This is a genomic window from Pseudomonas sp. GW821-FHT01A09 (assembly GCF_058986725.1).
This window is the reverse complement of record NZ_JBYSWB010000011.1, coordinates 60642-84116: the sequence shown is the minus strand read 5'-3', so window position 1 is coordinate 84116 and position 23475 is coordinate 60642. Positions and strand designations below refer to the sequence as shown.

The following is a 23475-nucleotide window of genomic DNA, read 5'->3' as shown; positions in this document are numbered from 1 at the left end:
GCCAATGCATGGCATCGGCGGGCGCCGAATGGTCACCGCGAAGGAATGAAAAGGTAGCGAGGGGGCTTGCCCCCGAAAAGGCCCGCCAGTTGCCACAGCAGTGGCTGAGGGACCTTTCGGGGACAAGCCCCCTCGCTACAGGGCGTCATCAGGTCGGCTTGACCTCCGCCAACGCTTCGACGGCCGCTTCTTTTTCGGCCTCCTTGAGATCCTCTTCGCTGATCATCTCGGCGATGGCCCGCAGGCGCTCGACCACCCGGGCATTGACGCTGCCTTCCGGGAATTGCCCTTCGGCATCCGGCTCGCCGGCAGGTTCGCCCACCAGCAGGCTCAGCGCCTCGTCGGCCTGGCGCACCGCATACACATGGAACTGCCCGGCGCGTACCGCCTGCAGCACGCGCTCGTCGAGCATCAGCGTGGCGACGTTGGCCTGGGGAATGATCGCCCCCTGCTCGCCGGTCAAGCCGCGGGCTTCGCACAGGCGGAAGAAGCCTTCGATCTTCTCGTTGACGCCACCTACCGCCTGCACCTCACCGAACTGGTTGATCGAACCGGTAATGGCGAAGCACTGCTTGAGCGGCGTCTTCGACAGCGCCGAAATCAGCGTGCACGCCTCGCCCAGCGAAGCGCTGTCGCCGTCCACGTAACCGTAGGACTGCTCCAGCGCAATACTGGCCGAGATCGCCAGCGGGAATTCCTGGGCATAGCGGCTGCCCAGGTAACCGGTGAGGATCATCACGCCCTTGGAGTGGATCGGCTGCCCGAGGTTGACCTCGCGCTCGATATCGACGATACCGCTACCGCCCGGGTACACCGTCGCCGAGATCCGCGCCGGCACGCCGAACGCCGAGTCACCGACCTCCAGCACCGTCAGGCCATTGCACTTGCCCACGGCCGCGCCTGTGGTATCGATCAGGATGATCCCCGCCAGCATGTCGTCGAGGATCCGTGCCGAGACCCGCCCGGTGCGCGTGGCCTTGGCCTTGAGCGCGCGCTCGATATGGCCGGCGTCGGTCATCTCGTCGTTGGCCAGGTGGCGAATGAAATCCGCTTCGCTGACCAACTGGAACAGATCGCCGATTCGGGCCGACAAGCGTCCCTGATGCTCGGCCAGGCGGGCACTGTAGGTGGCCAGGCGCGCCACCGCATCGGCGGTCAGCGGCGCCATGCCTTCTTCGGAAGTGCGGGTCTTGAGCAACTGCGCGAACTGCTCGAGGCTGTCGTCGTGCATGGCGATGTCTTCATCGAAGTCCACCAGCACGCGGAACATCTCCTGGAAGTCCGAATCGTGGTCCTGCAGCGCGTAATAGAGCTGCCGCGAACCGATGATGATCAGCTTGATCTGCAGCGGGATGTGCTGCGGGGTCAGGGTCACTGTGGCCAGCCGGCCGTATTCGCCCAACGGCGACTCCATCTTCAGCTTGCGCGATTGCAGGGCGCGCTTGAGCGCGTCCCACACGAACGGCTCGCCGAGCATCTTCTCGGCCTCGAGAATCAGAAACCCGCCATTGGCACGGTGCAGCGCGCCAGGGCGCAATTGCCGGTAGGTGGTGTAGAGCGCACCCTGGTCGGTGCTGTATTCGATGCGGCCGAACAGGTTGTCGTAGGTCGGATGGGGTTCGAACACCACCGGCGCGCCGCCGCTGACGTGGTGGCCAACCACCAGGCTGGGGCTGTATTGCTCCTCCAGGAGCTTGCGCGCCTGGGCGTCGATCTTGCTGTCGTCGACCAGTTGCTCGACCACGGTCTTGAGCAGATACACCTGCATGGCCTGCAGGTACGCGCAGACTCCTGCGTTCTCGGCGTACTTTTCCGACAACGGCGAGAGCAAGGGCTGCAGCGCCAGGGTGATGGTCTCTTCGTTGAGTTCGCGCAACTGGTTGCCCGATTCGCGCTTCCATTGCGGCAGGCTGGCGAGCTCTTCGTTAAGACGCTCTTCGAGGTCCGAGATGTCCTTGTGAAAACGATCGCGATCAGCCTCGGGCAACTGCGCGAATTCGGCTTCGTCGAGCGCCTTGCCGTCGAGCATCGGGGTGAAGGCGATGTTGGTGCTGTCGCGGTACAGGGCGACGTCTTTTTCCAGCGACAAACGTTCAATAACGTCCAACGCCCGGTCGTAGCGCTGATTGAAGGCGCGATCGATGGCGCTCTTGCGTTGCTGGAACGAGGGGTGCTCGAACACCGCTGGAAAGGTTGACACCAGGTTGTCGATCAGCACCCCGATATCGGCGATGAAATCGGCCGCGGTGCCGGGCGGCAACTCCAGCGCGCGAGGTTCGCGAGGCTCGTCGAAATGATTGACATAGACCCAATCCGACGGAGTTTGCAGGCGTTTGCCTTCGGCCTTGAGGTAGCGTTTGACGAACGAGAAACGGCCAGTGCCCGGCTCCCCCATGACGAATACGTTGTAACCGGGGCGCGGCATGGCGACCCCGAACTGCAGGGCTTCGACAGCGCGCTCCTGCCCCAGTACACCGCGAAAAGGCTCCAGATCGTTGGTGGTAGAGAAGCTGAACTGTTCAGCGGAGAACGGGCGCGTCAGCGCCTCGGGCGCGAGACGCAGGCTGGCAGCTACAGGATCAGGCATCGGGCTTCCTTACTTCGGCGGGGCAGATGACGGCATTCTGGCGCCGTGCGGCAACGACTGGCAAGGCACATCGTAGAGTTTTGAAACATATCCGCGTCTAGGCAGGAATTGGCTTTAAGCCGAAATTTTCTAGCAATATTTTGCAATTAAACGCGGAACCTGAAGAACCTGCCTAAACTCCAACATTCGCGGCTGGACCTATAACCAGCCCCTCAGGCCTTAGGGGCCGACCGACCTTGATCAACACACAAAGAGATAAACGCTATGAAACGGATTCTTCTGGGTACTCTGTTAGCCGCTGCTTCTCTCAACGCCATGGCTCAAGCGCCAGGCGGTCCGGATTGCGGCTGGGGCAACTTGCTGTTCGAAGGCCAACGCGGCACGCCTGCGCACTTCCTCGCTTCCACCACCAATGGCTCCTCGGGTAACGCCACGTTCGGCATGACCTCCGGCACCAACGGCTGCTCCACCAATGCCCCGCTGACTTACGGCGGCAAGTCGTGGCTGGCCATGAACGGCATGATGGATGAGCTTTCCGAAGACATGGCCAAGGGCCAAGGCGAAGCGCTGACCACCTATGCAGTGGTCATGGGTGTCGCTCCGGAGGACCGCGCTTATTTCGAATCCGTGACTCACCAGCACTTCCAGCAGATCTTCACCAGCAGCGAAGCGACTGCCGAAGATGTGCACAACAACACCCTGGCCGTGATCAAAGGCGATAGCCGCCTGGCCAAATACGCTACCCAGGCGTAATTCAACCCTGTGGCGAGGGGGCTTGCGCCCGATACGGTGGTTCAGACGCTGCATAAGTGACTGATACACCTTATCGGGGGCAAGCCCCCTCACTACATGTGCAAGAATCTCTTTTTTCTCGGACGTCGCGCCTTCCATGCTCAAACGCCTCGCTTACCTGGCGCTCTGTGCCTGTGCCCCTCTGCATGCCGCCACGGCGGTGGATTCCTCCCGTATTCAGCAATTGGCCAGCGATCCGTACTGGATAGCCCTGGGGCATTACACCCCCAGCAAACTGGGCGGCTGGCGCAGCTATGTCGACGACGCGAAGTTCTTCCTCGCCGCCGACGGTGCCCATCATCCCGATCATGAGCTGCAGGCCACGCTGCAAGCGCTCTATGGCTCGCCGACACTGGGCGACAAGCAGGCGCAATGCGTGTATCCGGCGCGTACCCGCTGGCTGCGCGATCAACTGCATCTGACTGACCTGCCAGCGGTCGATTGCAAGGGCTTCAACGAGTGGTTCAAGGACGTCTCGCCACACAGCACGGTCATGATCTTTCCGGCGGCCTATCTCAACAGCCCGTCGTCGATGTTCGGCCACACCCTGCTGCGGGTCGACCAGGCCGATGTCGAAACCGACAAGACCGCCCTGCTCAGCTACGCGATCAATTTCGGCGCCTATATCGAAGGCAGCGACAACAGCATTCTGTATGCCTGGAAGGGCTTGGCGGGCGGTTATCCCGGGCTGTTCTCGATGGTGCCCTACCAGCAGAAACTGGCCGAGTACAGCCGCCTGGAGAACCGCGACCTGTGGGAATACCGGCTCAACCTGACGCCCGTCGAGACCGCGCGCATGGTCGAGCACGTGTGGGAATTACAGCAGGTGCGCTTCGATTACTTCTTCTTTGACGAAAACTGCTCGTACCGTCTGCTGGAGTTGCTGCAAGTGGCACGCCCGGGTCTGCACCTGACCGATCAGTTCCCGCTGACCGCGATCCCCACCGATACGGTCAAGGCGGTGAAGGATGCCGGCCTGGTCGACACTATCAACTATCGCCCGTCCCGCGAACGCGAACTGCTGGGCCGCGCCGAGCCTCTGAGCCATGACGAACAGGCGCAGGCTCTCGCGCTCAGCAACGACACTGCGCAGCTCCAGAGCCCCGAGTTCGTGGCCTTGCCCAAGGCGCGCCAGGCGCTGATCCAGGACACCGCGTTTCGCCTCGAGCGCTATCGCGCAACCGGGCAGGATCGCGATCCGGCGCGCACCCAGCGCAGCTTCGAGCTGCTGCGTGCCATCAACCAGAATCCACCGCCGCCGCTCACCCTCGAGCGCCCGGGGCTGCCGGAAAACGGCCACGACTCGCGGACCTGGGAGCTGGGGGCCGGCAGCCGTGACGACCGCGCCTACGCCGAATATGGCCTGCGCATGGCCTACCACGATCTGAACGACAACGCCTACGGTTTCCCGCTGGGCGCGCAGATCGAGATTCTCGGACTCAAGGTGCGCCAGTACGAGGGCAATCAGTGGCAATTGCAGCGCCTGGATCTGGCGACCATTCGCTCGCTGACGCCGCGCAATCAGATGCTCCAGCCGCTGTCCTGGCAAGTCAGCAGCGGACTGGAGCGGGTCTTGAGCAAGCACGGCGACGAGACGCTGGTCAGCCATGTGAACGGGGGCGCAGGCGGAACCTGGCAGCTCGGCGAGCAGACGCTGGGCTTCGCGCTGGGCACAGTGCGAGTCGAGCACAATGCCGATTTCGACGCGTTCGTGAGCCCCGCGGCGGGCTTCGATACCGGGCTGCTGTGGCGCAACCCGCTGGGCAACTTCAGCGTCGAGGCGCAGGGTGACTACTTCCTCAACGGCGAAGTGCGCCGCACCCTGAGCCTCAATCAGCAATGGGAACTGAGCCGCAACCTGGGCCTGCGTCTGAGTGCGCAACGTGAGTTCAGCGGGCTGACGTCGGCACAGAACGAGGTGATGCTGTCACTCAAGTGGTATCACTACTGAACCGTGGCGAGGGTCTTCAATACAGTTTTTTGACAACGGCGTGACCGATTGTCGCCAGATCCGCCGCCACACTCCCGGCGTCTATAATCAACCGCAGGTGCGGCGCTTTTCGGCGCCGTACTGGCTGTGGTTCATCGGGAGCATCAAACATGCGCCGGCACAGTAGTAGAGTCGCGTTGTGGTCGTTATTGGGCGCCTTGAGTGCGCTTGCCGGATTAGCGGGTTGCCAGTCGACCCATGATGATCTGCTGTCCCGTGGCTACCCCCCGGCCTACGCCGATGGCTACAAGGACGGCTGCAGCAGCGGACGGCAAGCCGCAGGGGCTATGAGCAGCTTCGCCAAGGACGTGCCACGCTATACCAGCGAAACCTTCTACAGTGGTGGATGGGACGATGGTTTTCGGCAATGCCAGGCGCAGCTGGTCAACACCGACAAACAACAGTTCGACCAGCACTTCTGGAGTGATCGAGATCGCAACTGGGATCAGGAGAAAGCCCAAGGTGAGGCCAAGGCTTATCGGTCTCATTGATGGGTCGATGCATATATAGATGCAACTTGTTGATCGGTTCGAGTGCCCAAGCTTAAGCAGCAGGCGCTTTGACGCGTCGAAAATCGCTACATGCAGTATCGGCTAGACGGCTCGCCGTTCCCGTCGCGAGGGCGCAGCGGGCCAGTGCGGTCGGCTTGTTCCGACTGCTCGGCTGACACTGCCAATCGGGGGCCAGCCCCCCGCGCTACAGGGTTGCCTACGCACCATGGAATCTCCTGCGGGCAGGAGCGCCATACACCACGGGCATCGACCAAATTCGACTTGGAGACTTGCCATGAGCCGCGCATTCGTCAACGAAGATCACGCCACTCTCGCCAGCCCGCCGGTGGAGCGACCGATCAGCATGCAACCCAACTACGTGACCGAGAGCGGAATGGCGCAGTTGCGCGCCAGGGTCGATGAAGTGCAGGAACTGCACGCCGAGCAAGCCACTTGTGGCGACAAGGCCGACCAGCAGTTGCTTGCCGAGCTCGAACGCGACCTGCGCTATTTCACGCAACGCATGCACAGTGCGCAGCTGGTACCGCCAGTGACCACTACCGACACTGTCCAGATCGGCAGCTGGGTGACCTTCGTCGATGACACAGGCACGCCGCAACGGGTCTGCCTGGTGGGTGAGGATCAGGCCGATGTGGCGTTGGGATTGATCAATTGGGCTTCGCCGCTGGGGCGTGCATTGCTGGGCGCATCGGTGGGTGATGAAGTGCTGTGGGAGCGTCCGGCGGGGGATCTGCATCTGGAAGTGACCGAGATATCGGTCACGCCCTGAGACAGCTGCGCCTGTTAGGCCGCTTTCGCCAGCAAGCTGTGCTCCCACAGTGCAAGCAGGGCCAGTGAGCTATGCCCTACAGCGCAGGTACGGCCAGCACTGTGGGAGCACAGCTTGCTGGCGAAGGCGGCGGCTTGTACGCCGCCGCCCCAACCTATTACGCCAGCTTCTTGTGACGCACACGGTGTGGTTGCGCTGCAGCTTCACCCAGGCGTTTCTTGCGATCGGCCTCGTACTCGGTGTAGTTGCCTTCGAAGAACACCGCCTGCGAGTCATCCTCATAAGCCAGAATGTGCGTGGCCACACGGTCCAGGAACCAGCGATCGTGAGAGATCACAATGGCGGCGCCCGGAAAATCCAGCAGCGCTTCTTCCAATGAACGCAGGGTCTCGACGTCGAGGTCGTTGGACGGTTCGTCGAGCAGCAGAACGTTGCCGCCCTCCTTCAACGTCAACGCCAGGTGCAAGCGGCCGCGTTCACCACCGGAGAGGTCCTTGACGAACTTCTGCTGGTCGCCGCCCTTGAAGTTGAAACGGCCAACATAGGTGCGCGAAGGGATTTCGTAGTTGCCGATGCGGATCTGATCGGAGCCATCGGAAATCTGCTGGAACACGGTCTTGCCGCCGTCCAGGTCGTCGCGGCTTTGATCCACGCAGGCCAGCTGCACGGTTTCACCCACTTCGATGGAGCCCGAATCCGGTTGCTCCTTGCCCATCAGCATGCGGAACAGCGTCGATTTACCGGCACCGTTACCACCGATCACGCCGACGATGGCGCCTTTTGGCATGACGAACGACAGGTTGTCGATCAGTACGCGATCGCCGTAGCCCTTGCTGACGTTCTTGAACTCGATGACCTTGTCGCCCAGACGCGGCCCGGCCGGGATGTAGATCTCGTTGGTTTCGCTGCGTTTCTGGAATTCCTGCGACTGCATTTCTTCGAAGCGCTGCAGACGGGCCTTGGATTTCGACTGACGTGCCTTGGCGCCCTTGCGCACCCACTCCAGCTCTTCCTTCATGGCCTTTTCATGGGCCGATTGCTGCTTGGATTCCTGAGCCAGACGGTCCGACTTGGCTTCGAGCCAACCGGAATAGTTGCCTTCGTACGGGATACCGGCGCCGCGGTCGAGCTCCAGGATCCAGCCGGCGACGTTGTCGAGGAAGTAACGGTCGTGCGTGATCGCGACCACGGTGCCCGGGAAATCGTGCAGGAAATGCTCCAGCCAGGCGACGGAGTCGGCGTCCAGGTGGTTGGTCGGTTCGTCGAGCAACAGCATGTCCGGGGCCGAGAGCAGCAGGCGGCACAGAGCCACACGGCGCTTCTCACCGCCGGAGAGGTGTTCGACCTTGGCATCCCAGGCCGGCAGGCGCAGGGCATCGGCCGCCACTTCCAGCTGACGCTCCAGGTTGTGGCCATCACTGGCCTGCAGGATGGCTTCGAGCTTGGCCTGCTCGGCGGCCAACTTGTCGAAATCGGCATCCGGGTCGGCGTAGGCGGCGTAGACCTCGTCCAGGCGGGCCTGGGCGCCCTTGATCACCGACACGGCTTCCTCGACCACTTCACGCACGGTCTTGTTCGGGTCCAGTTGTGGCTCCTGAGGCAGGTAGCCGACGTTCAGCTCAGGCATCGGCCGTGCTTCGCCGTCGAATTCCTTGTCGACGCCAGCCATGATCTTCAGCAGCGTGGACTTGCCCGAACCGTTGAGGCCCAACACGCCGATCTTGGCGCCCGGGAAAAAGGACAAGGAGATGTTCTTGAGAATTTCCCGCTTCGGCGGAACAACTTTGCTCAGCCGATGCATGGTGTAAACGTATTGAGCCAAAATCTGGACCTCGCTGGAACGGTGAAAAACAGGCGCGAAGCATAAGACAAAAGCGCTTGATCGACTATTCGCGATGAGGGGGAATGCACGGTTTGCCCCACTTAAGGGTAGCCAGCCGCCTTGGCATGCCAGCACGCCGTCCGGCCTAAACGACGAACGGCGCCCCCAGCCAGGTCCAAACCCGTAGCGAGGGGGCTTGCCCCCGAAAATCGCAAATTATTGAAGCGTTGGAGGGATCGAATCGGGGGCAAGCCCCCTCGCTACGGGGCCAGCGGCCTTTTTCTCGAGGCGCGCGTAGACGATCCAGGTCAACAACACCCCGCTGAGCATCACCGCCGAGAGAAAATACAGCCCCGACGACAGGCTCCCGGTGTACTCCTTCAAGGCGCCGATCCCGAACGGGCCGATATAGCCCCCCAGGTTGCCGAACGAGTTGATCAGGGCGATGCCCGCTGCGGCCGTGGCGCCGGAGAGGAAACGACCGGGCAAGGTCCAGAAAACCGCCGTCACCGAAAACAGGCTGAAGGCCGCCAGGCACAGCGCCGCCAGTTGCAGCACCGGCAGCGCGAACCAGGCACTGAGAAACAGCCCCAGCGCGCCCAGTACATAGAGCACGGTGAGATGACCATAACGGTCGTTGAGACGGTCGGAACTGCGCGGTACCAGCAACAGCCCGATGACGCCGAACAGATAGGGAATCGCCGACACGAAGCCGGTGGTCAGATCGCTGCCGCCAAACTGATGCACCAGCGTCGGCAGCCACATGCTCAGCCCGTAGATGCTGAGGGTGCCCGGCAGGTACAGCAGCGCGAGGATCAGCACGCGACGATCGGTGAGCGCCCGCAGCGGGTTGCTGTGCTCCGTCTGGCCGTACTCCTTGCGATCGGTCTCCAGTGCAGCCAGCAACCATTGGCGATCGGCCTCGGGCAGCCAGCGCGCGTCTTTCGGCGTATCGGGCAGAAACCTCAAGGTCGGCCAGGCCAGCACGATGGCCGGGGCACCGATGGCAATGAACAGCCACTGCCAGCCTGCCAGTCCCTGCACACCGTCCAGCCCCAACAGGCCACCGGCCAGGGGGCCGGTCACCAGCAGCGCGAGGGGCTGCGAGAGAATGAAATACCCCAGCACCTTGCCGCGGTTGCGCACCGGGAACCAGCGGGTGATGTAGTACAGCACCCCCGGGAAGAACCCCGCCTCCGCCGCGCCCAGCAGAAAACGCATGACATAGAAGCTCTGCGAACCCTGCACGAAGGCCATCCCGACCGTGATCGCGCCCCAGGTGATGAGGATCCGCGCGAACCAGCGCCGCGCACCAAAGTGCTCCAGCAGCAGATTGCTGGGGACTTCGAAGAGGAAGTAACCGATGAAGAACAGCCCCGCGCCGAAACCGTAGGCCATATCGCTGATACCGAGATCGGTATTCATGTGCAGCTTGGCAAAGCCCACCGCAGAGCGATCGACGTAGGCCACGAGGTACAGCAGCACCAGGAAGGGAATCAACCTGAGCGTGAGCGTGCGAATGATCCGAGCTTCCGGATTCATGGTCTTCTCCACAATTATTCTTGTAATGGAAGGAAGTCTTGCCCGACTTCACATCGCCTGTAGCGAGGGGGCTCGCCCCCGAAAAAAGTCCTGCCACCCACCCTTGCGTGGCTGAAGGATTTTCGGGGGCAAGCCCCCCCGCTACAGGGAAGGCAGGAACCTGTCGGGAGACAATATAGTAATACTATTTTGACCACAATCGTTTCGCATCGGCATTTTATGGGGTAGAGTCCTCTCATATCGCTCCAATATAGTCATACAATAAGAGTGACCAGTACCATGACCGACAAAAAGACTCCGCTTCGCTCCGCGCAATGGTTCGGTACCGCCGACAAGAACGGCTTCATGTACCGCAGCTGGATGAAGAACCAAGGGATCCCGGATCACGAATTCCAGGGCAAACCCATCATCGGCATCTGCAACACCTGGTCGGAGCTGACGCCCTGCAACGCCCATTTCCGCAAGATCGCCGAACACGTGAAGAAAGGCGTGCTCGAGGCCGGCGGCTACCCGGTGGAGTTTCCGGTGTTCTCCAGTGGCGAATCGAACCTGCGCCCGACCGCCATGCTGACCCGCAACCTCGCCAGCATGGACGTTGAGGAAGCCATCCGCGGCAACCCGATCGACGGCGTGGTGCTGCTCACCGGCTGCGACAAGACTACCCCCGCCCTGCTGATGGGCGCCGCCAGCTGCGACGTGCCGGCCATCGTGGTCACCGGCGGGCCGATGCTCAACGGCAAGCACCATGGCAAGGACATCGGTTCGGGCACGGTGGTGTGGCAAATGCACGAAGCCTATAAAGGCGGGCAGATCAGCCTCGACGAATTCCTCTCCGCCGAAGCCGGCATGTCCCGTTCGGCCGGTACCTGCAACACCATGGGCACGGCCTCGACCATGGCCTGCATGGCCGAAGCGCTGGGCACCTCGCTGCCGCACAACGCGGCGATCCCGGCCGTGGACTCGCGCCGCTACGTGCTGGCGCACCTGTCGGGCATGCGCATCGTCGACATGGTCCGCGAAGACCTGCGCCTGTCGAAAATTCTCACCAAGGCGGCTTTCGAGAACGCGATCCGCATCAACGCCGCCATCGGTGGCTCGACCAACGCCGTCATTCACCTCAAGGCCATCGCCGGGCGCATTGGCGTCGAGCTCGACCTCGAAGACTGGACCCGCATCGGCCGCGGCACGCCGACCATCGTCGACCTGCAACCGTCGGGGCGCTTTTTGATGGAGGAGTTCTACTACGCCGGCGGCCTGCCTGCGGTGATCCGCCGCCTGGGCGAAGCCGGCCTGTTGCCCAACCCCGAGGCGCTGACCGCCAATGGCCAGAGCCTGTGGAACAACTGCCAGGCGTCGCCGCAGTACAACGACGAAGTGATCCGCCCCCTCGACAAGCCGCTGGTCAGCGATGGCGGCCTGTGCATCCTGCGCGGCAACCTGTCGCCACGGGGCGCCGTGCTCAAGCCATCGGCGGCGACCCCGGCACTGATGCAACACCGCGGCCGCGCGGTGGTGTTCGAGAATTTCGACGACTACAAGGCGCGCATCGCCGACCCCGATCTGGATGTCGATGAGACCTGCGTGCTGGTGCTCAAGAACGCTGGGCCCAAGGGTTACCCGGGCATGGCCGAAGTCGGCAACATGGGCCTGCCGCCCAAGGTGCTGGCCAAGGGCGTGAGCGACATGGTGCGGATCTCGGATGCGCGCATGAGCGGCACCGCCTACGGCACCGTGGTGTTGCACGTGGCGCCGGAAGCGGCCGCCGGTGGTCCGCTGGCCGCCGTACGCAATGGCGATTTCATCGAACTCGACTGTGCCGGTGGCCGCTTGCATCTGGACATCAGCGACGAGGAGCTGGCCGCGCGCCTCAGCGATCTGCAGCCGGACACCAGCGCCAATATCTTCTCCAGCGGCTATGCACGCCTGTATGTCGACCATGTGCTGCAGGCCGACCAGGGCTGCGACTTCGACTTCCTGGTCGGCTGCCGCGGCTCGGCGGTGCCACGCCACTCCCATTGAGGCACTCACCCTGTAGCGAGGGGGCTTGCCCCCGATACGGTGGGTCAGCCCCAACGGTGGTGACTGATCGATCGTATCGGGAGCAAGCCCCCTCGCCACAGGGGAGGGCCCCGATACGGTGGGTCAGCGCCAACCGTGGTGACTGATCGATCGTATCGGGAGCAAGCCCCCTCGCCACAGGGGATGCTCTGAGGGTTCGAGCGCGATGCTATGATGGCCGGTATTTTCGCCAGAGACATTGCCCTCGCTATGGATTATCAGGCTCCAAAACCGCGCAAGAGCATGCATGCCCAGATCGTTCAGGAGCTGGGCATGCACATCGTTTCCGGGCGCTTCAAGCCGGAACACAAGCTGCCGCTGGAGTCGACGCTGTGTGAGGAATATCAGGTCAGCCGACCGGTCCTGCGTGAGGCCACGCGGGTGCTCAGCGCCAAGGGCCTGGTCTCGTCCAAACCGCGTGTCGGCACCCTGGTGCGGCCCCGGGCGGAATGGCACCTGCTGGACCCGGACGTGCTGTTCTGGCTGATGCAGTCGACGCCCCACAGCGAGTTCTTCAACACCCTGGCCGGGGTGCGCCGAGTGCTTGAACCGGAAATCGCCGCCATGGCCGCCACTACCGCGACCGAGCGCGATATCGACACCATCGCCCAGGCGTACCAGCGCATGGAGGGCGCGCAAACCCACGAAGCGCGCCTGCAGGCCGACCTGGACTTTCACCGCGCTATCGCCGACGCCACCCACAACGATCTGTTGGCCTATATGTGCAACATGCTGTCGCTGCCTCTGCGCGAGTCGATCAATGTCACCAACCAGCGCCCCAACATAAAAGAGCTCACCTTGCCGCGACACAAGGCGATCCTCACCGCCATCAGGAACCGTGACGCCCTGGGCGCCCGCCATGCCTCGCTGGTACAGCTGGACGATACCCGCACCGCCCTGGACACGGTCATGAACATGCTGACCCCGCTGTAAAACCTGGGGAATGCTGCTTTGCGTCAAGAATGCTGCAATCGCGACGAACAGACCGTCACCGGGTCTGGCCCTTTGCCACAATTCAAGGCAAGCTAGGCGTCATTCGCGCGTGCGGCCTATAGTGAAAACTGTGAGTGACACGCAGGCGTCCGATTCGCCCGTGCGCCCCCCCACCTGCCCAGCACGCCCTACTCGCAGGATGAACCAGCTTGACCCAGTTCCCGCAGCCGTCGCCATCGCGCCTCAAAGGCCAGGAAACTGGCACACCCCTGCACGGCTCTATAAAAAGCGCCCTGGCCCTGCTCGCCCTGGTGCTGCTAGCGTTGCTGTTCTGGCAACTGATCGATCAATTCCAGCGCACCCAGGCCGAACAGCGCCAGCGTGCCCTGGACTACAGCACCGACCTCACCGCGCAGGTCGACGGCGGCATGGCGCTGTATGCCCAGATCGGCCTCAACCAGATGCTCAGCAACCCCTCCTGGGCCACGTCCAGCGACAAGGCCACCCTGCTCGACGATCTGCGCCAGGCACTGCCCGACCTGCATAGCGTGGCCTGGCTGGACGACGCCGGGCGGGTGATCGCCGACAGCCTGGCGCAAAGCAGCGATCAGGACGAAATCCGCCGCATCGCCGCGCGCACCGCTGGCCAGAGTTACTTCTACAGCAACAGCGCCAACGGCGACTGGATCTACCTGCTGCTCAATCAACCGGCCAGCCGCGACGGCGCGCGCTGGCTGCTGCGCCTGCAACCCGGCGTCTACGAAACCCTCACCCATCAGGCGGGCCGGGCGAGCACCGAGCATTGGCTGCTGGAAAACTACCTGACCGGGCAGGTCATCCGGCGTGAGGACAATACCCCCCATACGCCCGCTCAGCTGACGCCGCAGGAACATGAGCAAAGCCTGATGATGTCGCGCCTCAGCAACAGTGACTGGCAGCTGCGCTCGCTCTATGACGCGACCCAGGCCCGCCGGGCGCTGATTCCGGCGTTGCTGGCCAAATGTCTACTGGGCATCCTGCTGTCGCTGCTGCCGGGCGTTGCCCTGCTCAACCTGCGGCGCCGTCAACGCGAACTGCAAGCCGGACGCCGACGCTACCAGGACATTTTCGAGGGCACCGGCGTTGCCCTGTGCGTGCTCGACCTCAGCGGCGTGCAGCAGTTTCTGCGCGGCATCGCCATCAAGCGCCGCGAGGAGCTCGATCGTTGGCTGAGCATCCACCCTGATCGCCTGCCCATGCTGATGCAGCAACTGCGCATCACCGAGATCAACCAGGTGGCCATCGGCCTGCTGGGCCCCGATGTCAAGCAGGGTCAATGGCTGCAGTTGCTCGAAGGCGCAGGCAGCTCCCGTGGCGTTGGCTATCAGGTCGTGGAGGCGATGCTCGATCGTCAGCACGAGGTCGAGATCGAAGTACGGCTGACCGATGCCAGCGGGCTGGATCAGCACGTGTGGGTCATGGTGCGCTTCCCCGAGCAGACCGACGACTACCAGGCGGTCATCCTCAGCCTCAGCGACAACACGCGGCGCAAGCAGATCGAGTTGTCGCTGGTGGAGCGCGAGCGGTTCTGGTCCAACGTCGTCAGCACCGTGCCGGATCACCTGTACGTGGGCGATGTGCTCAGCCGCATGCAGATCTACAGCAACAACCATCTGGGTGAAATCCTCGGCTACCGAAAAGGCGAGCTCGAAGAAAAAGGCGAGCAGTTCTGGGAAACCCTGCTGCACCCCGATGACGCCGCGCACTACTATAAATTGCGTCAGCACCAGCGTGACACGGGCTACGCCAACCCACTGCACGTGCAGTATCGCTTTCAGCATCTGGATGGCGGCTGGCGGCGCTTCGATATCCGCGAACAAACGCTCGCCCGCGACCACAACGGCCGCGTCACGCGGATCATTGGTGTGGCCAAGGACATCACCGAGCAACTGGAGGCCAGCGAATCGCTGCGCGACAGCGAAAAACGCTATCGCATGCTGGCTGAAAGCATCAGTGACGTGATCTTCTCCACCGACCGGCGCCTGCAGCTCAACTATGTCAGCCCCTCGGTGCAGACCGTGCTCGGCTACGACGCGGCAGCTATTTTCGATCAGGGCTGGCAGGCGATCATCGCCAATCCGGCGCAACTGATCAGCCTCGAAGCGCTGATCGAGCGGCTTCGTCGAGCGCTGCAAGCGCCCGAAGCGATGGCCGAGCTGCGGCGCACGCTGCACACCCAGCTGTTTCTGTTCGACTGCCTGCGCGCCGACGGTCGCAAGATACCGATCGAATTGCGGTTGGTGCTGGTGTGGGATGAACACGATCAATTCGAAGGTATTTTGGGCGTCGGCCGCGATATCAGTCAGCAGCGCCGTGCGGAAAAGGACGTGCGCATGGCCGCCACGGTCTTCGAGCACTCGACCTCGGCGATCCTGATAACCGACCCCGCTGGCTATATCGTCCAGGCCAACGACGCCTTCACCCGTGTGAGCGGCTATGAGGTGTCGCAGGTCCTCGACGAGCTGCCGAAGATGCTCACCGTGGTGGACCAGCAGGAAGCCCATCTGGCCTACATCATCAAGCAGCTGCACGAGCGCAGCAGCTGGGAGGGTGAGGTCTGGCTCAAACGCCGCAGTGGCGAACACTACCCGGCCTGGGTGGGCATCACCGCGGTGGTCGATGACGAAGGCGACCTGGCCAGCTACGTGTGTTTTTTCAGCGACATCAGCGAGCGCAAGGCCAGCGAGCAACGCATTCACCGACTGGCCTATTACGACGCCCTCACCCACCTGCCCAACCGCACGCTGTTCCAGGACCGCCTGCACACCGCCCTGCAATCGGCGGAACGGCAGAAGTCGTGGGTGGTGCTGATGTTCCTCGACCTCGACCGTTTCAAGCCTATCAACGACTCCCTGGGCCACGCCGCCGGCGACCGCATGCTCAAGGAGATGGCCACGCGCCTGCTGGGCTGCGTCGATGACGACGACACCGTGGCGCGCATGGGCGGCGACGAGTTCACCCTGTTGTTGCAGCCGGGCGCCAGCCGCGAGATCGCCCTTAACCGGGCGATCCATGTGGCCGAGCAGATACTCGGCAGTCTGGTGAAGCCGTTCGTGCTCGAAGGTCGCGAGTTTTTCGTGACCGCCAGTATCGGTATCGCCCTCAGCCCTCAGGACGGCAATGAGCTGAGCCAGTTGATGAAGAACGCCGACACCGCGATGTATCACGCCAAGGAACGCGGCAAGAACAACTTCCAGTTCTATCAGGCCGACATGAACGCCACGGCGCTGGAACGCCTGGAGCTCGAAAGCGACCTGCGTCACGCGCTGGAGCAGGAAGAGTTCGTGCTGTATTACCAACCGCAGTTCAGCGGCGACGGCAAGCGCCTGACCGGTACCGAGGCGCTGCTGCGCTGGCGTCACCCACGGCGCGGGCTGGTGCCGCCCGGTGACTTCATTCCGGTGCTCGAAGAACTCGGCCTGGTGGTGGATGTGGGCGATTGGGTACTGACCGAGGCCTGCCGCCAGCTCAAGGCGTGGCATGCGGCCAAGGTGCGGGTGCCGAAGGTCTCGGTGAACATTTCGGCCCGGCAGTTCTCGGACGGCCAGTTGGGGACGCGCATCGCCACCATCCTCAAGGAAACCGGCCTGCCGCCAGCCTGCCTGGAGCTAGAGCTGACCGAAAGCATCCTGATGCGCGAGGTCGACGAGGCCATGCAGATTCTCGACAGCCTGAAATTCCTTGGCTTGAGCATCGCCGTGGACGACTTCGGCACCGGTTATTCGTCGCTCAACTACCTCAAGCAGTTCCCCATCGATGTGCTCAAGATCGACCGCTCGTTCGTCGATGGCCTGCCCTCGGGCGAGCAGGACGCGCAGATCGCCCGGGCGATCATCGCCATGGCCCACAGCCTCAACCTGGCGGTGATCGCCGAGGGCGTCGAAACCCACGAGCAGCTGGAGTTCTTGCGCGAGCATGGCTGTGATGAGGTGCAGGGTTATCTGTTCGGTAGGCCGATGCCAGCGAACCGCTTCGAGGCGCAATTCAGCAACGATGCGCTGTTCATGTTCGATTGATTGTGGCGCTCTTGCGGGCCTCTTCGCGGGCAAGCCTCGCTCCCACAGGTGGATGCCGCTGGATCTGTCAACGCTGTGGGAGCAAGGCTTGCCCGCGAACGGAGCGCCGCCGCTCTGTTGGCTGGTGCAATCCTTATGAATCCCGCTCGTCCAGGCGATGATTGGCATTCATATGCCAGATAACTTTTGATGGGTTAGAATGCCCCCCTTTTCTGACCGATCCTCGAGGACCGCCATGTTCCGCCGTGATTTGACAATTGCCAAGTACGACGCCGATCTCTTTGCCGCCATGGAGCAAGAAGCCCAGCGCCAGGAAGAGCACATCGAGCTGATCGCTTCCGAAAACTACACCAGCCCGGCTGTCATGGAAGCCCAAGGCTCGGTGCTGACCAACAAGTACGCTGAAGGCTACCCAGGCAAGCGTTACTACGGCGGCTGCGAGTTCGTCGACGTGGTCGAGCAACTCGCCATCGATCGCGCCAAGCAACTGTTCGGCGCCGATTACGCCAACGTCCAGCCGCACGCTGGCTCGCAAGCCAACTCGGCGGTCTACCTGGCCCTGCTGCAAGCGGGCGACACCATTCTGGGCATGAGCCTGGCCCACGGCGGTCACCTGACCCACGGCGCAAGCGTCAGCTCGTCGGGCAAGCTGTACAACGCCATTCAGTACGGCATCGATGCCAACGGCCTGATCGACTACGACGAAGTCGAGCGCCTGGCGGTCGAGCACAAGCCGAAGATGATCGTGGCGGGTTTCTCTGCTTACTCGCAGATCCTCGACTTCCCGCGCTTCCGTGAAATCGCCGACAAGGTCGGTGCCTACCTGTTCGTCGATATGGCTCACGTGGCCGGTCTGGTCGCCGCAGGCGTGTACCCGAACCCGGTGCCATTCGCCGACGTCGTGACCACCACTACCCACAAGACCCTGCGCGGTCCACGTGGCGGCCTGATCCTGGCCCGTGCCAACGCCGACATCGAGAAGAAACTCAATTCGGCAGTCTTCCCGGGCGCCCAGGGCGGCCCACTGGAGCACGTCATCGCGGCCAAGGCGATCTGCTTCAAGGAAGCGCTGCAGCCTGAGTTCAAGGAATACCAGCAGCAAGTGGTGAAGAACGCCCAGGCCATGGCCGGCGTGTTCATCGAGCGCGGTTTCGACGTGGTGTCGGGCGGTACGCAGAACCACCTGTTCCTGCTGTCGCTGATCAAGCAGGACATCTCTGGCAAAGACGCCGACGCTGCCCTGGGTCGCGCCTTCATCACCGTCAACAAGAACTCCGTGCCGAACGATCCTCGCTCGCCGTTCGTGACCTCGGGCCTGCGCTTCGGCACCCCGGCCGTCACCACCCGTGGCTTCAAGGAGGCCGAGTGCAAGGAACTGGCCGGCTGGATCTGCGACATCCTGGCGGACCTGAACAACGAAGCGGTGATAGACGCCGTTCGCGAGAAGGTCAAGGCCATCTGCGCCAAGCTGCCGGTTTACGGCTGATTGCGTTGATGAGGTGAAAAAGCCCGGCTCAGTGAGCCGGGCTTTTTATTGGATGGCTGGAAGTGATTGCCAACAGGACTGGCCCCTTCGCGAGCAAGCTCTGCTCCCACAGGGTGGGAGCACGGCTTGCCGGCGAAGGCGTCGGGACAGTCACCAGCAATTACAACGCGTCGAACCCCTCGCGAATCGCCTGCTCCGGCAGCTCATCGGCGATGAACACCATCACGCTTTCGCGCTGCTCATCCGCGCCCCACTCGCTGTCCCAGTCGAAGCCGTAGAGCTTCAGTACGCCCTGAAACACCAGCCGACGAGACTCGCCTTCGATATTCAGCACGCCTTTGTAGCGCAGCAGCTGCTTGCCATGAGTTTCCAGCAGCTCGTTCATGAAGTCGCTGAGGCGGTCGATGTTCAGCGGCTTGTCGGTGCGCAGGACCAGGCTCGAGATGCGATCCGTGGAGGCGCCGACCACCGGGCGCAAGCTCAGGCCACCGCCCAGGTCGGCGTTGAGGTTGAAGCCGCGCACATCCACCAACTCGGCGAGGTCGATCTCGCCCTGCTTGACGATGCGGATCGGCGCCCGCCGATTGATACGGGTCAGGCGCGCGCTCAGGGCATCGACCGCATCAGCGCTGACCAGATCGGTCTTGCTCAACAGCAGGCGATCGGCAAAACCGACCTGCGCCTGGGCGATGGTCTGCGCCAGATGGGTATCGGCGTTGGCGGCATCGACCAGGGTGATGATGCCGTCCAGGATGTAGCGCTCGCGCAGCTCCTCGTCGATGAAGAACGTCTGCGCCACTGGCGCGGGATCGGCCAGGCCAGTGCATTCGATCACCAGGCGATCGAAGGCGATGGCGCCGCTGTCGAGGCGTTCGAGCAACAGATACAGGGCCTTGGTCAGGTCGGTATGGATGGTGCAGCAGACGCAGCCGTTGGCGAGGGTCATGACTTGCACGGGCTCGTCGCCCAGCAATTGGCTGTCGATGCTGGTTTCACTGAATTCGTTTTCGATCACGGCGATTTTCAACCCGTGTTCGGCGCGCAGCAGGTAGCGTAGCAAGGTGGTCTTGCCGGCGCCCAGGAAGCCGCTGAGCACGGTGACGGGGATGGGGATGGGAAGGGTCAAACGCTGCCTCCAACTGCAAAAAATGTGTATCGCTTATGTAGCGAGGGGGCTTGCCCCGATCACGGCGTATCAGGCACATCGAGGTGACTGAGAATCCACAATCGGGGGCAAGCCCACTCGCTACAGGTTCAGCGGCGCATCAACAACACTTCGGCCCGCCCTTGCCGCCGTAACGCGCTTCCTGACGCTCCCGGAAGAACGCCTCGTAGCTCATCATCGGCTTGTCCGGATGTTCGGTCTGCATGTGCGCGACGTAATTGTCGTAGTCCGGCATCCCCACCATCAGGCGCGCAGCCTGGCCCAGGTACTTACCCAGTCGGCTCAGGTCGTTGAACATGGCGCTACCCTCGGTTGATCACACATTGGGCTGCGCCTGAAATGGCGCCTCCTTGTCGGTGCGTTCCTTCTTGCCCCAGGCCGCAACGCCGACCTTGATGGCGAAGAACAGAATCGCGAACACCACGAACAGGAACAGTGCGGTCAAGGTCGCGTTGGTGTACGCGTTGAAGATCACGTGCTGCATCTGCTCGATGCTCTTGGCCGGTGCTATCACTTGACCGGCCGCCAGCGCATCGCTGTACTTCTTCGCCAGCGCCAGGAAGCCTACCGCCGGGCTGGCGTCGAACAGCTTGATGAAGCCCGCGGTGGAGGTGCAGATCAGCAGCCAGACGGCCGGCACCAGTGGCACCCATACATAACGCTGACGCTTCATTTTCACCAGGACTACCGCACCGAGCATCAGGGCGATACCGGCGAGCATCTGGTTGGAGATACCGAACAGCGGCCACAGGGTGTTGATGCCGCCCAGCGGATCGATGACGCCTTGATACAGCAGGTAGCCCCACAACGCCACGCAAATGGCCGTGGCGAGCACGTTGGCGCCCCACGACTCGGTACGCTTGAGCGCGGGCACGAAGGAGCCTAGCAAGTCCTGCAGCATGAAGCGGCCCGCGCGGGTGCCGGCATCGACTGCGGTGAGAATGAACAGCGCCTCGAACAGGATTGCGAAGTGGTACCAGAACGCCATGGTGTTCTGACCCGGCAGCACCTGATGGAGGATCTGCGCGATACCGACCGCCAGCGTTGGCGCACCGCCAGCACGGGCGAGGATGGTGGTCTCGCCGATGTCATGGGCGACGGCCTGCAAGGCTTCAGGGGTAATGGTGAAACCCCAGTTGCTGACTGCGGTTGCAACGGCCACCACATCCCCACCGACCACTGCCGCGGGGCTGTTCATGGCGAAATACACGCCAGGCTCGATTACCGAAGCGGCAACCATGGCCATGATCGCCACGAACGACTCCATGAGCATGCCGCCGTAGCCGATATAGCGCGCGTTGACTTCGTTATCCAGTAGTTTTGGCGTAGTACCCGACGAGATCAGCGCATGGAAGCCCGACACCGCGCCGCAGGCGATGGTGATGAACAGGAAGGGAAACAGCGTGCCTTTCCAGACCGGCCCGGTGCCGTCGGTGAACTGCGTCAGCGCCGGCATTTTCAGCTCGGGCATGGTCACCAGGATGCCGATGGCCAAGGCGATGATGGTGCCGATTTTCAGAAAGGTCGACAGGTAATCCCGTGGCGCGAGGATCAGCCACACCGGCAGTACCGCAGCGACGAAACCGTAGCCGATGAGCATCCAGGTGATCTGGATGCCGGTGAAGGTGAACGCCTTGGCCCACACCGGATCCGCAGCGATCTGACCGCCGGCCCAGATGGAGGCCAGCAGCAGCACCACGCCGATCAGGGATATTTCACCAATCCGACCCGGGCGGATGTAACGCATGTACACGCCCATGAACATCGCGATCGGGATGGTCGCCATGACCGTGAAGATGCCCCAAGGGCTCTCGGCCAGCGCCTTGACCACGATCAAAGCCAGCACCGCGAGGATGATGATCATGATCAAAAAACAGCCAAATAGTGCGATGGTGCCAGGGATGCGGCCCATTTCCTCGCGCACCATGTCACCCAGCGAGCGGCCATTGCGACGGGTGGAGAGGAACAGCACCATGAAGTCCTGCACTGCCCCCGCCAGCACTACCCCGGCGATCAGCCACAGGGTGCCTGGCAGATAGCCCATCTGCGCCGCCAGTACCGGACCCACCAGCGGGCCCGCGCCAGCGATTGCGGCAAAGTGATGGCCGAACAGAATGTGTTTGTTGGTAGGTACGTAATCTAGCCCGTCATTGTTGACCACCGCGGGCGTGGCGCGACTGGGGTCGAGTCGCATCACCTTGGTGGCAATGAACAGACTGTAGTAACGGTAAGCGATCAGGTAGATCGCGACAGACGCCACCACGATCCACAGCGCGTTGATCGGCTCACCGCGGCGCAGGGCAACCACACCCAATGCGCCAGCTCCTATGACCGCCACTACGAGCCATGGCAGATGGCGTAGCAGACTATTATTATTTTTCATTTTTTAGTTCCAGCTAGGGGATACGGAAACCAGCTATTCGAGTTTAGCCAGAGTTGCGCCAAAGAGCACCCCCACGTTCGTCCTAGAGGCGTTGCGTGTTTTTTTACCGGGGTCGATGCATGGATTGTCGACCGGTTCGCCATCGCCTTCGACGCGCTGAGCTATAGTCAGGCAACCCAGGAGGGATCGATCATGACTGACACCCACGCCGAACGTCGGCGCTTCGTACGCATTGCCTTCGACGCCAAGACCGAGCTTAGCCAGGCTGGCAGCAGCTGGCCGGTGAAGTTGCTGGACCTTTCACTCAAAGGCTTGCTGATCGAAAAGCCGCAGCCTTGGGAGGGGGATCCGCAAGCGCGCTTTACCGCGAGCATCCACCTCAACGACGACACCCCGGTGGTGATGGAAGTCGAGTTGGTGCACGACGACCACGGCCAGCTTGGCTTTCATTGCAGCCATATAGATGTGGACTCGATCAGCCACCTGCGCCGCCTGGTCGAGCTCAATCTCGGTGATGAGGCGGAGCTCGAACGGGAGCTCAAGGCGTTGCTGGCGGTTTGACTTAGCAAACCATGACTGACACCTTTGCCGAGTTCGACCCCGCCGCCTATCTGACGGTCATGAAAGCCTTGGGACTGGAAATGACCGCCAAGCCTCACATCTCCCGTTAACGCGCCGGCAATCCCCAGGCAGCTGGCACAAACGCCTCCAGACTCGGTAACAAGCCATCGGCATGAGTGTATTTACTTGCGGGCATCGCCGAGTCGGGCACTGCCAGGGCGAACATGCCGGCGGCCTTGGCGGCCGTGATGCCGAAGGGTGAATCCTCGAACACCAGGCAGTCGGCCGGGTCCACGCCCAGGCGCTCGGCGGCAACCAGGAAGATGTCCGGCGCGGGCTTGGCGGCGCCGACCTGCGGGTCGTCCGCGGTGACGATGGTATCGAACAGCGCGAACCACTCACGATGGCGGGTAATCTTCAGGTCGAAATAGTGCAGCGAAGAGCTGGTGCCGACCGCCACCGGAATACCATTGGCCTTGAGATGCCGCACCAACGCCTCGGCGCCCGGCATGGCCCCTGCCTTGGGGAAACGCTCGTACATCAACGGCGCTCGGGCCTCCATGAACTCCTCGGGACTGAGCGGGAGATCCAGCGCGCTGACGATGTACCTCGACAGATCGCCGGCGCCCAGGCCGATGGTGTTCTGCTTGATGCTCCAATCGAAGGTGCGGCCGTAGCGATCGGCAATGATCTGCGTGACTTCGGTGTAAACGCCTTCGGTATCGAGCAGCAGCCCGTCCATATCGAAGATCACCGCCTTGACCGGCCCGAATTGCGGGACAACTGCACTCATACGACTCAACCCTCAGGAGCCATCGCC

The 23475-nt window shown here is 62.5% G+C and carries 16 protein-coding genes; 9 read left to right on the top strand and 7 right to left on the bottom strand.

All coding sequences use genetic code 11. The features are described from left to right. Nucleotides 1–148: 148 nt before the first annotated feature. Nucleotides 149–2587, bottom strand: coding sequence for a Lon protease family protein (locus AC3WJP_RS14665; RefSeq protein ID WP_493722445.1), 2439 nt, complete (start codon nt 2585–2587; stop codon nt 149–151). A 264-nt stretch (nt 2588–2851) separates the two neighbouring features. Here AC3WJP_RS14665 and AC3WJP_RS14660 point away from each other — a divergent pair, with 264 nt between their 5' ends. The 4 genes from AC3WJP_RS14660 to AC3WJP_RS14645 all read left to right on the top strand — a co-directional run bounded on the left by AC3WJP_RS14660 (nt 2852) and on the right by AC3WJP_RS14645 (nt 6650). Then, complete coding sequence (locus tag AC3WJP_RS14660; protein WP_493722444.1) at nt 2852–3340, top strand: DUF3015 domain-containing protein; 489 nt, start codon at nt 2852–2854, stop codon at nt 3338–3340. Nucleotides 3341–3476: 136 nt separating this feature from the next. Next, on the top strand, nt 3477–5330 hold the full coding sequence (locus tag AC3WJP_RS14655; protein ID WP_493722443.1) for an Lnb N-terminal periplasmic domain-containing protein: 1854 nt from the start codon (nt 3477–3479) through the stop codon (nt 5328–5330). A gap of 176 nt (nt 5331–5506) precedes the next feature. After that, nucleotides 5507–5860 (top strand): hypothetical protein, encoded by a 354-nt coding sequence (locus tag AC3WJP_RS14650; protein WP_493722525.1) that lies wholly within the window; start codon nt 5507–5509, stop codon nt 5858–5860. A gap of 295 nt (nt 5861–6155) precedes the next feature. After that, on the top strand, nt 6156–6650 hold the full coding sequence (locus AC3WJP_RS14645) for a GreA/GreB family elongation factor (RefSeq protein ID WP_493722442.1): 495 nt from the start codon (nt 6156–6158) through the stop codon (nt 6648–6650). A gap of 157 nt (nt 6651–6807) precedes the next feature. Here the strand turns inward: AC3WJP_RS14645 and ettA are convergent, their stop codons facing one another. Further along, nucleotides 6808–8472, bottom strand: coding sequence for an energy-dependent translational throttle protein EttA (gene ettA, locus AC3WJP_RS14640; protein ID WP_493722441.1), 1665 nt, complete (start codon nt 8470–8472; stop codon nt 6808–6810). Nucleotides 8473–8688: 216 nt separating this feature from the next. Beyond that, the gene (locus AC3WJP_RS14635) at nt 8689–10014 is read right to left on the bottom strand and encodes an MFS transporter (RefSeq protein WP_493722440.1); all 1326 of its coding nucleotides are present in this window, start codon (nt 10012–10014) and stop codon (nt 8689–8691) included. A 279-nt stretch (nt 10015–10293) separates the two neighbouring features. Between AC3WJP_RS14635 and AC3WJP_RS14630 the strand changes: the two genes are divergently transcribed. The 4 genes from AC3WJP_RS14630 to glyA all read left to right on the top strand — a co-directional run bounded on the left by AC3WJP_RS14630 (nt 10294) and on the right by glyA (nt 18546). Then, nucleotides 10294–12033 (top strand): IlvD/Edd family dehydratase, encoded by a 1740-nt coding sequence (locus tag AC3WJP_RS14630; RefSeq protein ID WP_493722439.1) that lies wholly within the window; start codon nt 10294–10296, stop codon nt 12031–12033. Between the two features lie 249 nt (nt 12034–12282). Continuing rightward, the gene (locus AC3WJP_RS14625; RefSeq protein ID WP_493722524.1) at nt 12283–13005 is read left to right on the top strand and encodes a FadR/GntR family transcriptional regulator; all 723 of its coding nucleotides are present in this window, start codon (nt 12283–12285) and stop codon (nt 13003–13005) included. Between the two features lie 209 nt (nt 13006–13214). After that, the gene (locus tag AC3WJP_RS14620) at nt 13215–17060 is read left to right on the top strand and encodes a sensor domain-containing protein (protein WP_493722438.1); all 3846 of its coding nucleotides are present in this window, start codon (nt 13215–13217) and stop codon (nt 17058–17060) included. Between the two features lie 235 nt (nt 17061–17295). Beyond that, nucleotides 17296–18546, top strand: coding sequence for a serine hydroxymethyltransferase (glyA, locus tag AC3WJP_RS14615; RefSeq protein WP_493722437.1), 1251 nt, complete (start codon nt 17296–17298; stop codon nt 18544–18546). A 160-nt stretch (nt 18547–18706) separates the two neighbouring features. On the opposite strand, the gene yjiA is transcribed toward glyA, so the two are convergent. From yjiA to AC3WJP_RS14600, 3 genes are all read right to left on the bottom strand, one after another. Further along, complete coding sequence (yjiA, locus tag AC3WJP_RS14610) at nt 18707–19672, bottom strand: GTPase (RefSeq protein ID WP_493722436.1); 966 nt, start codon at nt 19670–19672, stop codon at nt 18707–18709. A 139-nt stretch (nt 19673–19811) separates the two neighbouring features. Further along, complete coding sequence (locus AC3WJP_RS14605) at nt 19812–20009, bottom strand: YbdD/YjiX family protein (protein ID WP_493722435.1); 198 nt, start codon at nt 20007–20009, stop codon at nt 19812–19814. Nucleotides 20010–20027: 18 nt separating this feature from the next. Then, the gene (locus AC3WJP_RS14600; RefSeq protein ID WP_493722434.1) at nt 20028–22094 is read right to left on the bottom strand and encodes a carbon starvation CstA family protein; all 2067 of its coding nucleotides are present in this window, start codon (nt 22092–22094) and stop codon (nt 20028–20030) included. 192 nt (nt 22095–22286) lie between these two features. Here AC3WJP_RS14600 and AC3WJP_RS14595 point away from each other — a divergent pair, with 192 nt between their 5' ends. Then, nucleotides 22287–22655 carry a PilZ domain-containing protein gene (locus AC3WJP_RS14595; protein ID WP_493722433.1) on the top strand — a complete coding sequence of 123 codons (369 nt, stop codon included), beginning with the start codon at nt 22287–22289 and terminating at the stop codon, nt 22653–22655. A gap of 106 nt (nt 22656–22761) precedes the next feature. Here AC3WJP_RS14595 and AC3WJP_RS14590 read toward each other — a convergent pair whose 3' ends face one another. Beyond that, a complete protein-coding gene (locus tag AC3WJP_RS14590) occupies nt 22762–23448 on the bottom strand; it encodes an HAD-IA family hydrolase (protein WP_493722432.1) in 687 nt (228 codons plus the stop codon). Between the last annotated feature and the right edge of the window lie 27 nt (nt 23449–23475).

What these genes read in the sequence shown, in the direction of transcription:
- AC3WJP_RS14595 (WP_493722433.1), top strand. Translation starts at nt 22,287, where the DNA reads ATGACTGACACCCACGCCGAACGTCGGCGCTTCGTACGCATTGCCTTC.
- AC3WJP_RS14600 (WP_493722434.1), bottom strand. Translation starts at nt 22,094, where the DNA reads ATGAAAAATAATAATAGTCTGCTACGCCATCTGCCATGGCTCGTAGTG.
- glyA (WP_493722437.1), top strand. Translation starts at nt 17,296, where the DNA reads ATGTTCCGCCGTGATTTGACAATTGCCAAGTACGACGCCGATCTCTTT.
- AC3WJP_RS14630 (WP_493722439.1), top strand. Translation starts at nt 10,294, where the DNA reads ATGACCGACAAAAAGACTCCGCTTCGCTCCGCGCAATGGTTCGGTACC.
- AC3WJP_RS14590 (WP_493722432.1), bottom strand. Translation starts at nt 23,448, where the DNA reads ATGAGTGCAGTTGTCCCGCAATTCGGGCCGGTCAAGGCGGTGATCTTC.
- AC3WJP_RS14635 (WP_493722440.1), bottom strand. Translation starts at nt 10,014, where the DNA reads ATGAATCCGGAAGCTCGGATCATTCGCACGCTCACGCTCAGGTTGATT.
- AC3WJP_RS14655 (WP_493722443.1), top strand. Translation starts at nt 3,477, where the DNA reads ATGCTCAAACGCCTCGCTTACCTGGCGCTCTGTGCCTGTGCCCCTCTG.
- AC3WJP_RS14605 (WP_493722435.1), bottom strand. Translation starts at nt 20,009, where the DNA reads ATGTTCAACGACCTGAGCCGACTGGGTAAGTACCTGGGCCAGGCTGCG.
- AC3WJP_RS14660 (WP_493722444.1), top strand. Translation starts at nt 2,852, where the DNA reads ATGAAACGGATTCTTCTGGGTACTCTGTTAGCCGCTGCTTCTCTCAAC.
- AC3WJP_RS14645 (WP_493722442.1), top strand. Translation starts at nt 6,156, where the DNA reads ATGAGCCGCGCATTCGTCAACGAAGATCACGCCACTCTCGCCAGCCCG.
- AC3WJP_RS14625 (WP_493722524.1), top strand. Translation starts at nt 12,283, where the DNA reads ATGGATTATCAGGCTCCAAAACCGCGCAAGAGCATGCATGCCCAGATC.
- AC3WJP_RS14665 (WP_493722445.1), bottom strand. Translation starts at nt 2,587, where the DNA reads ATGCCTGATCCTGTAGCTGCCAGCCTGCGTCTCGCGCCCGAGGCGCTG.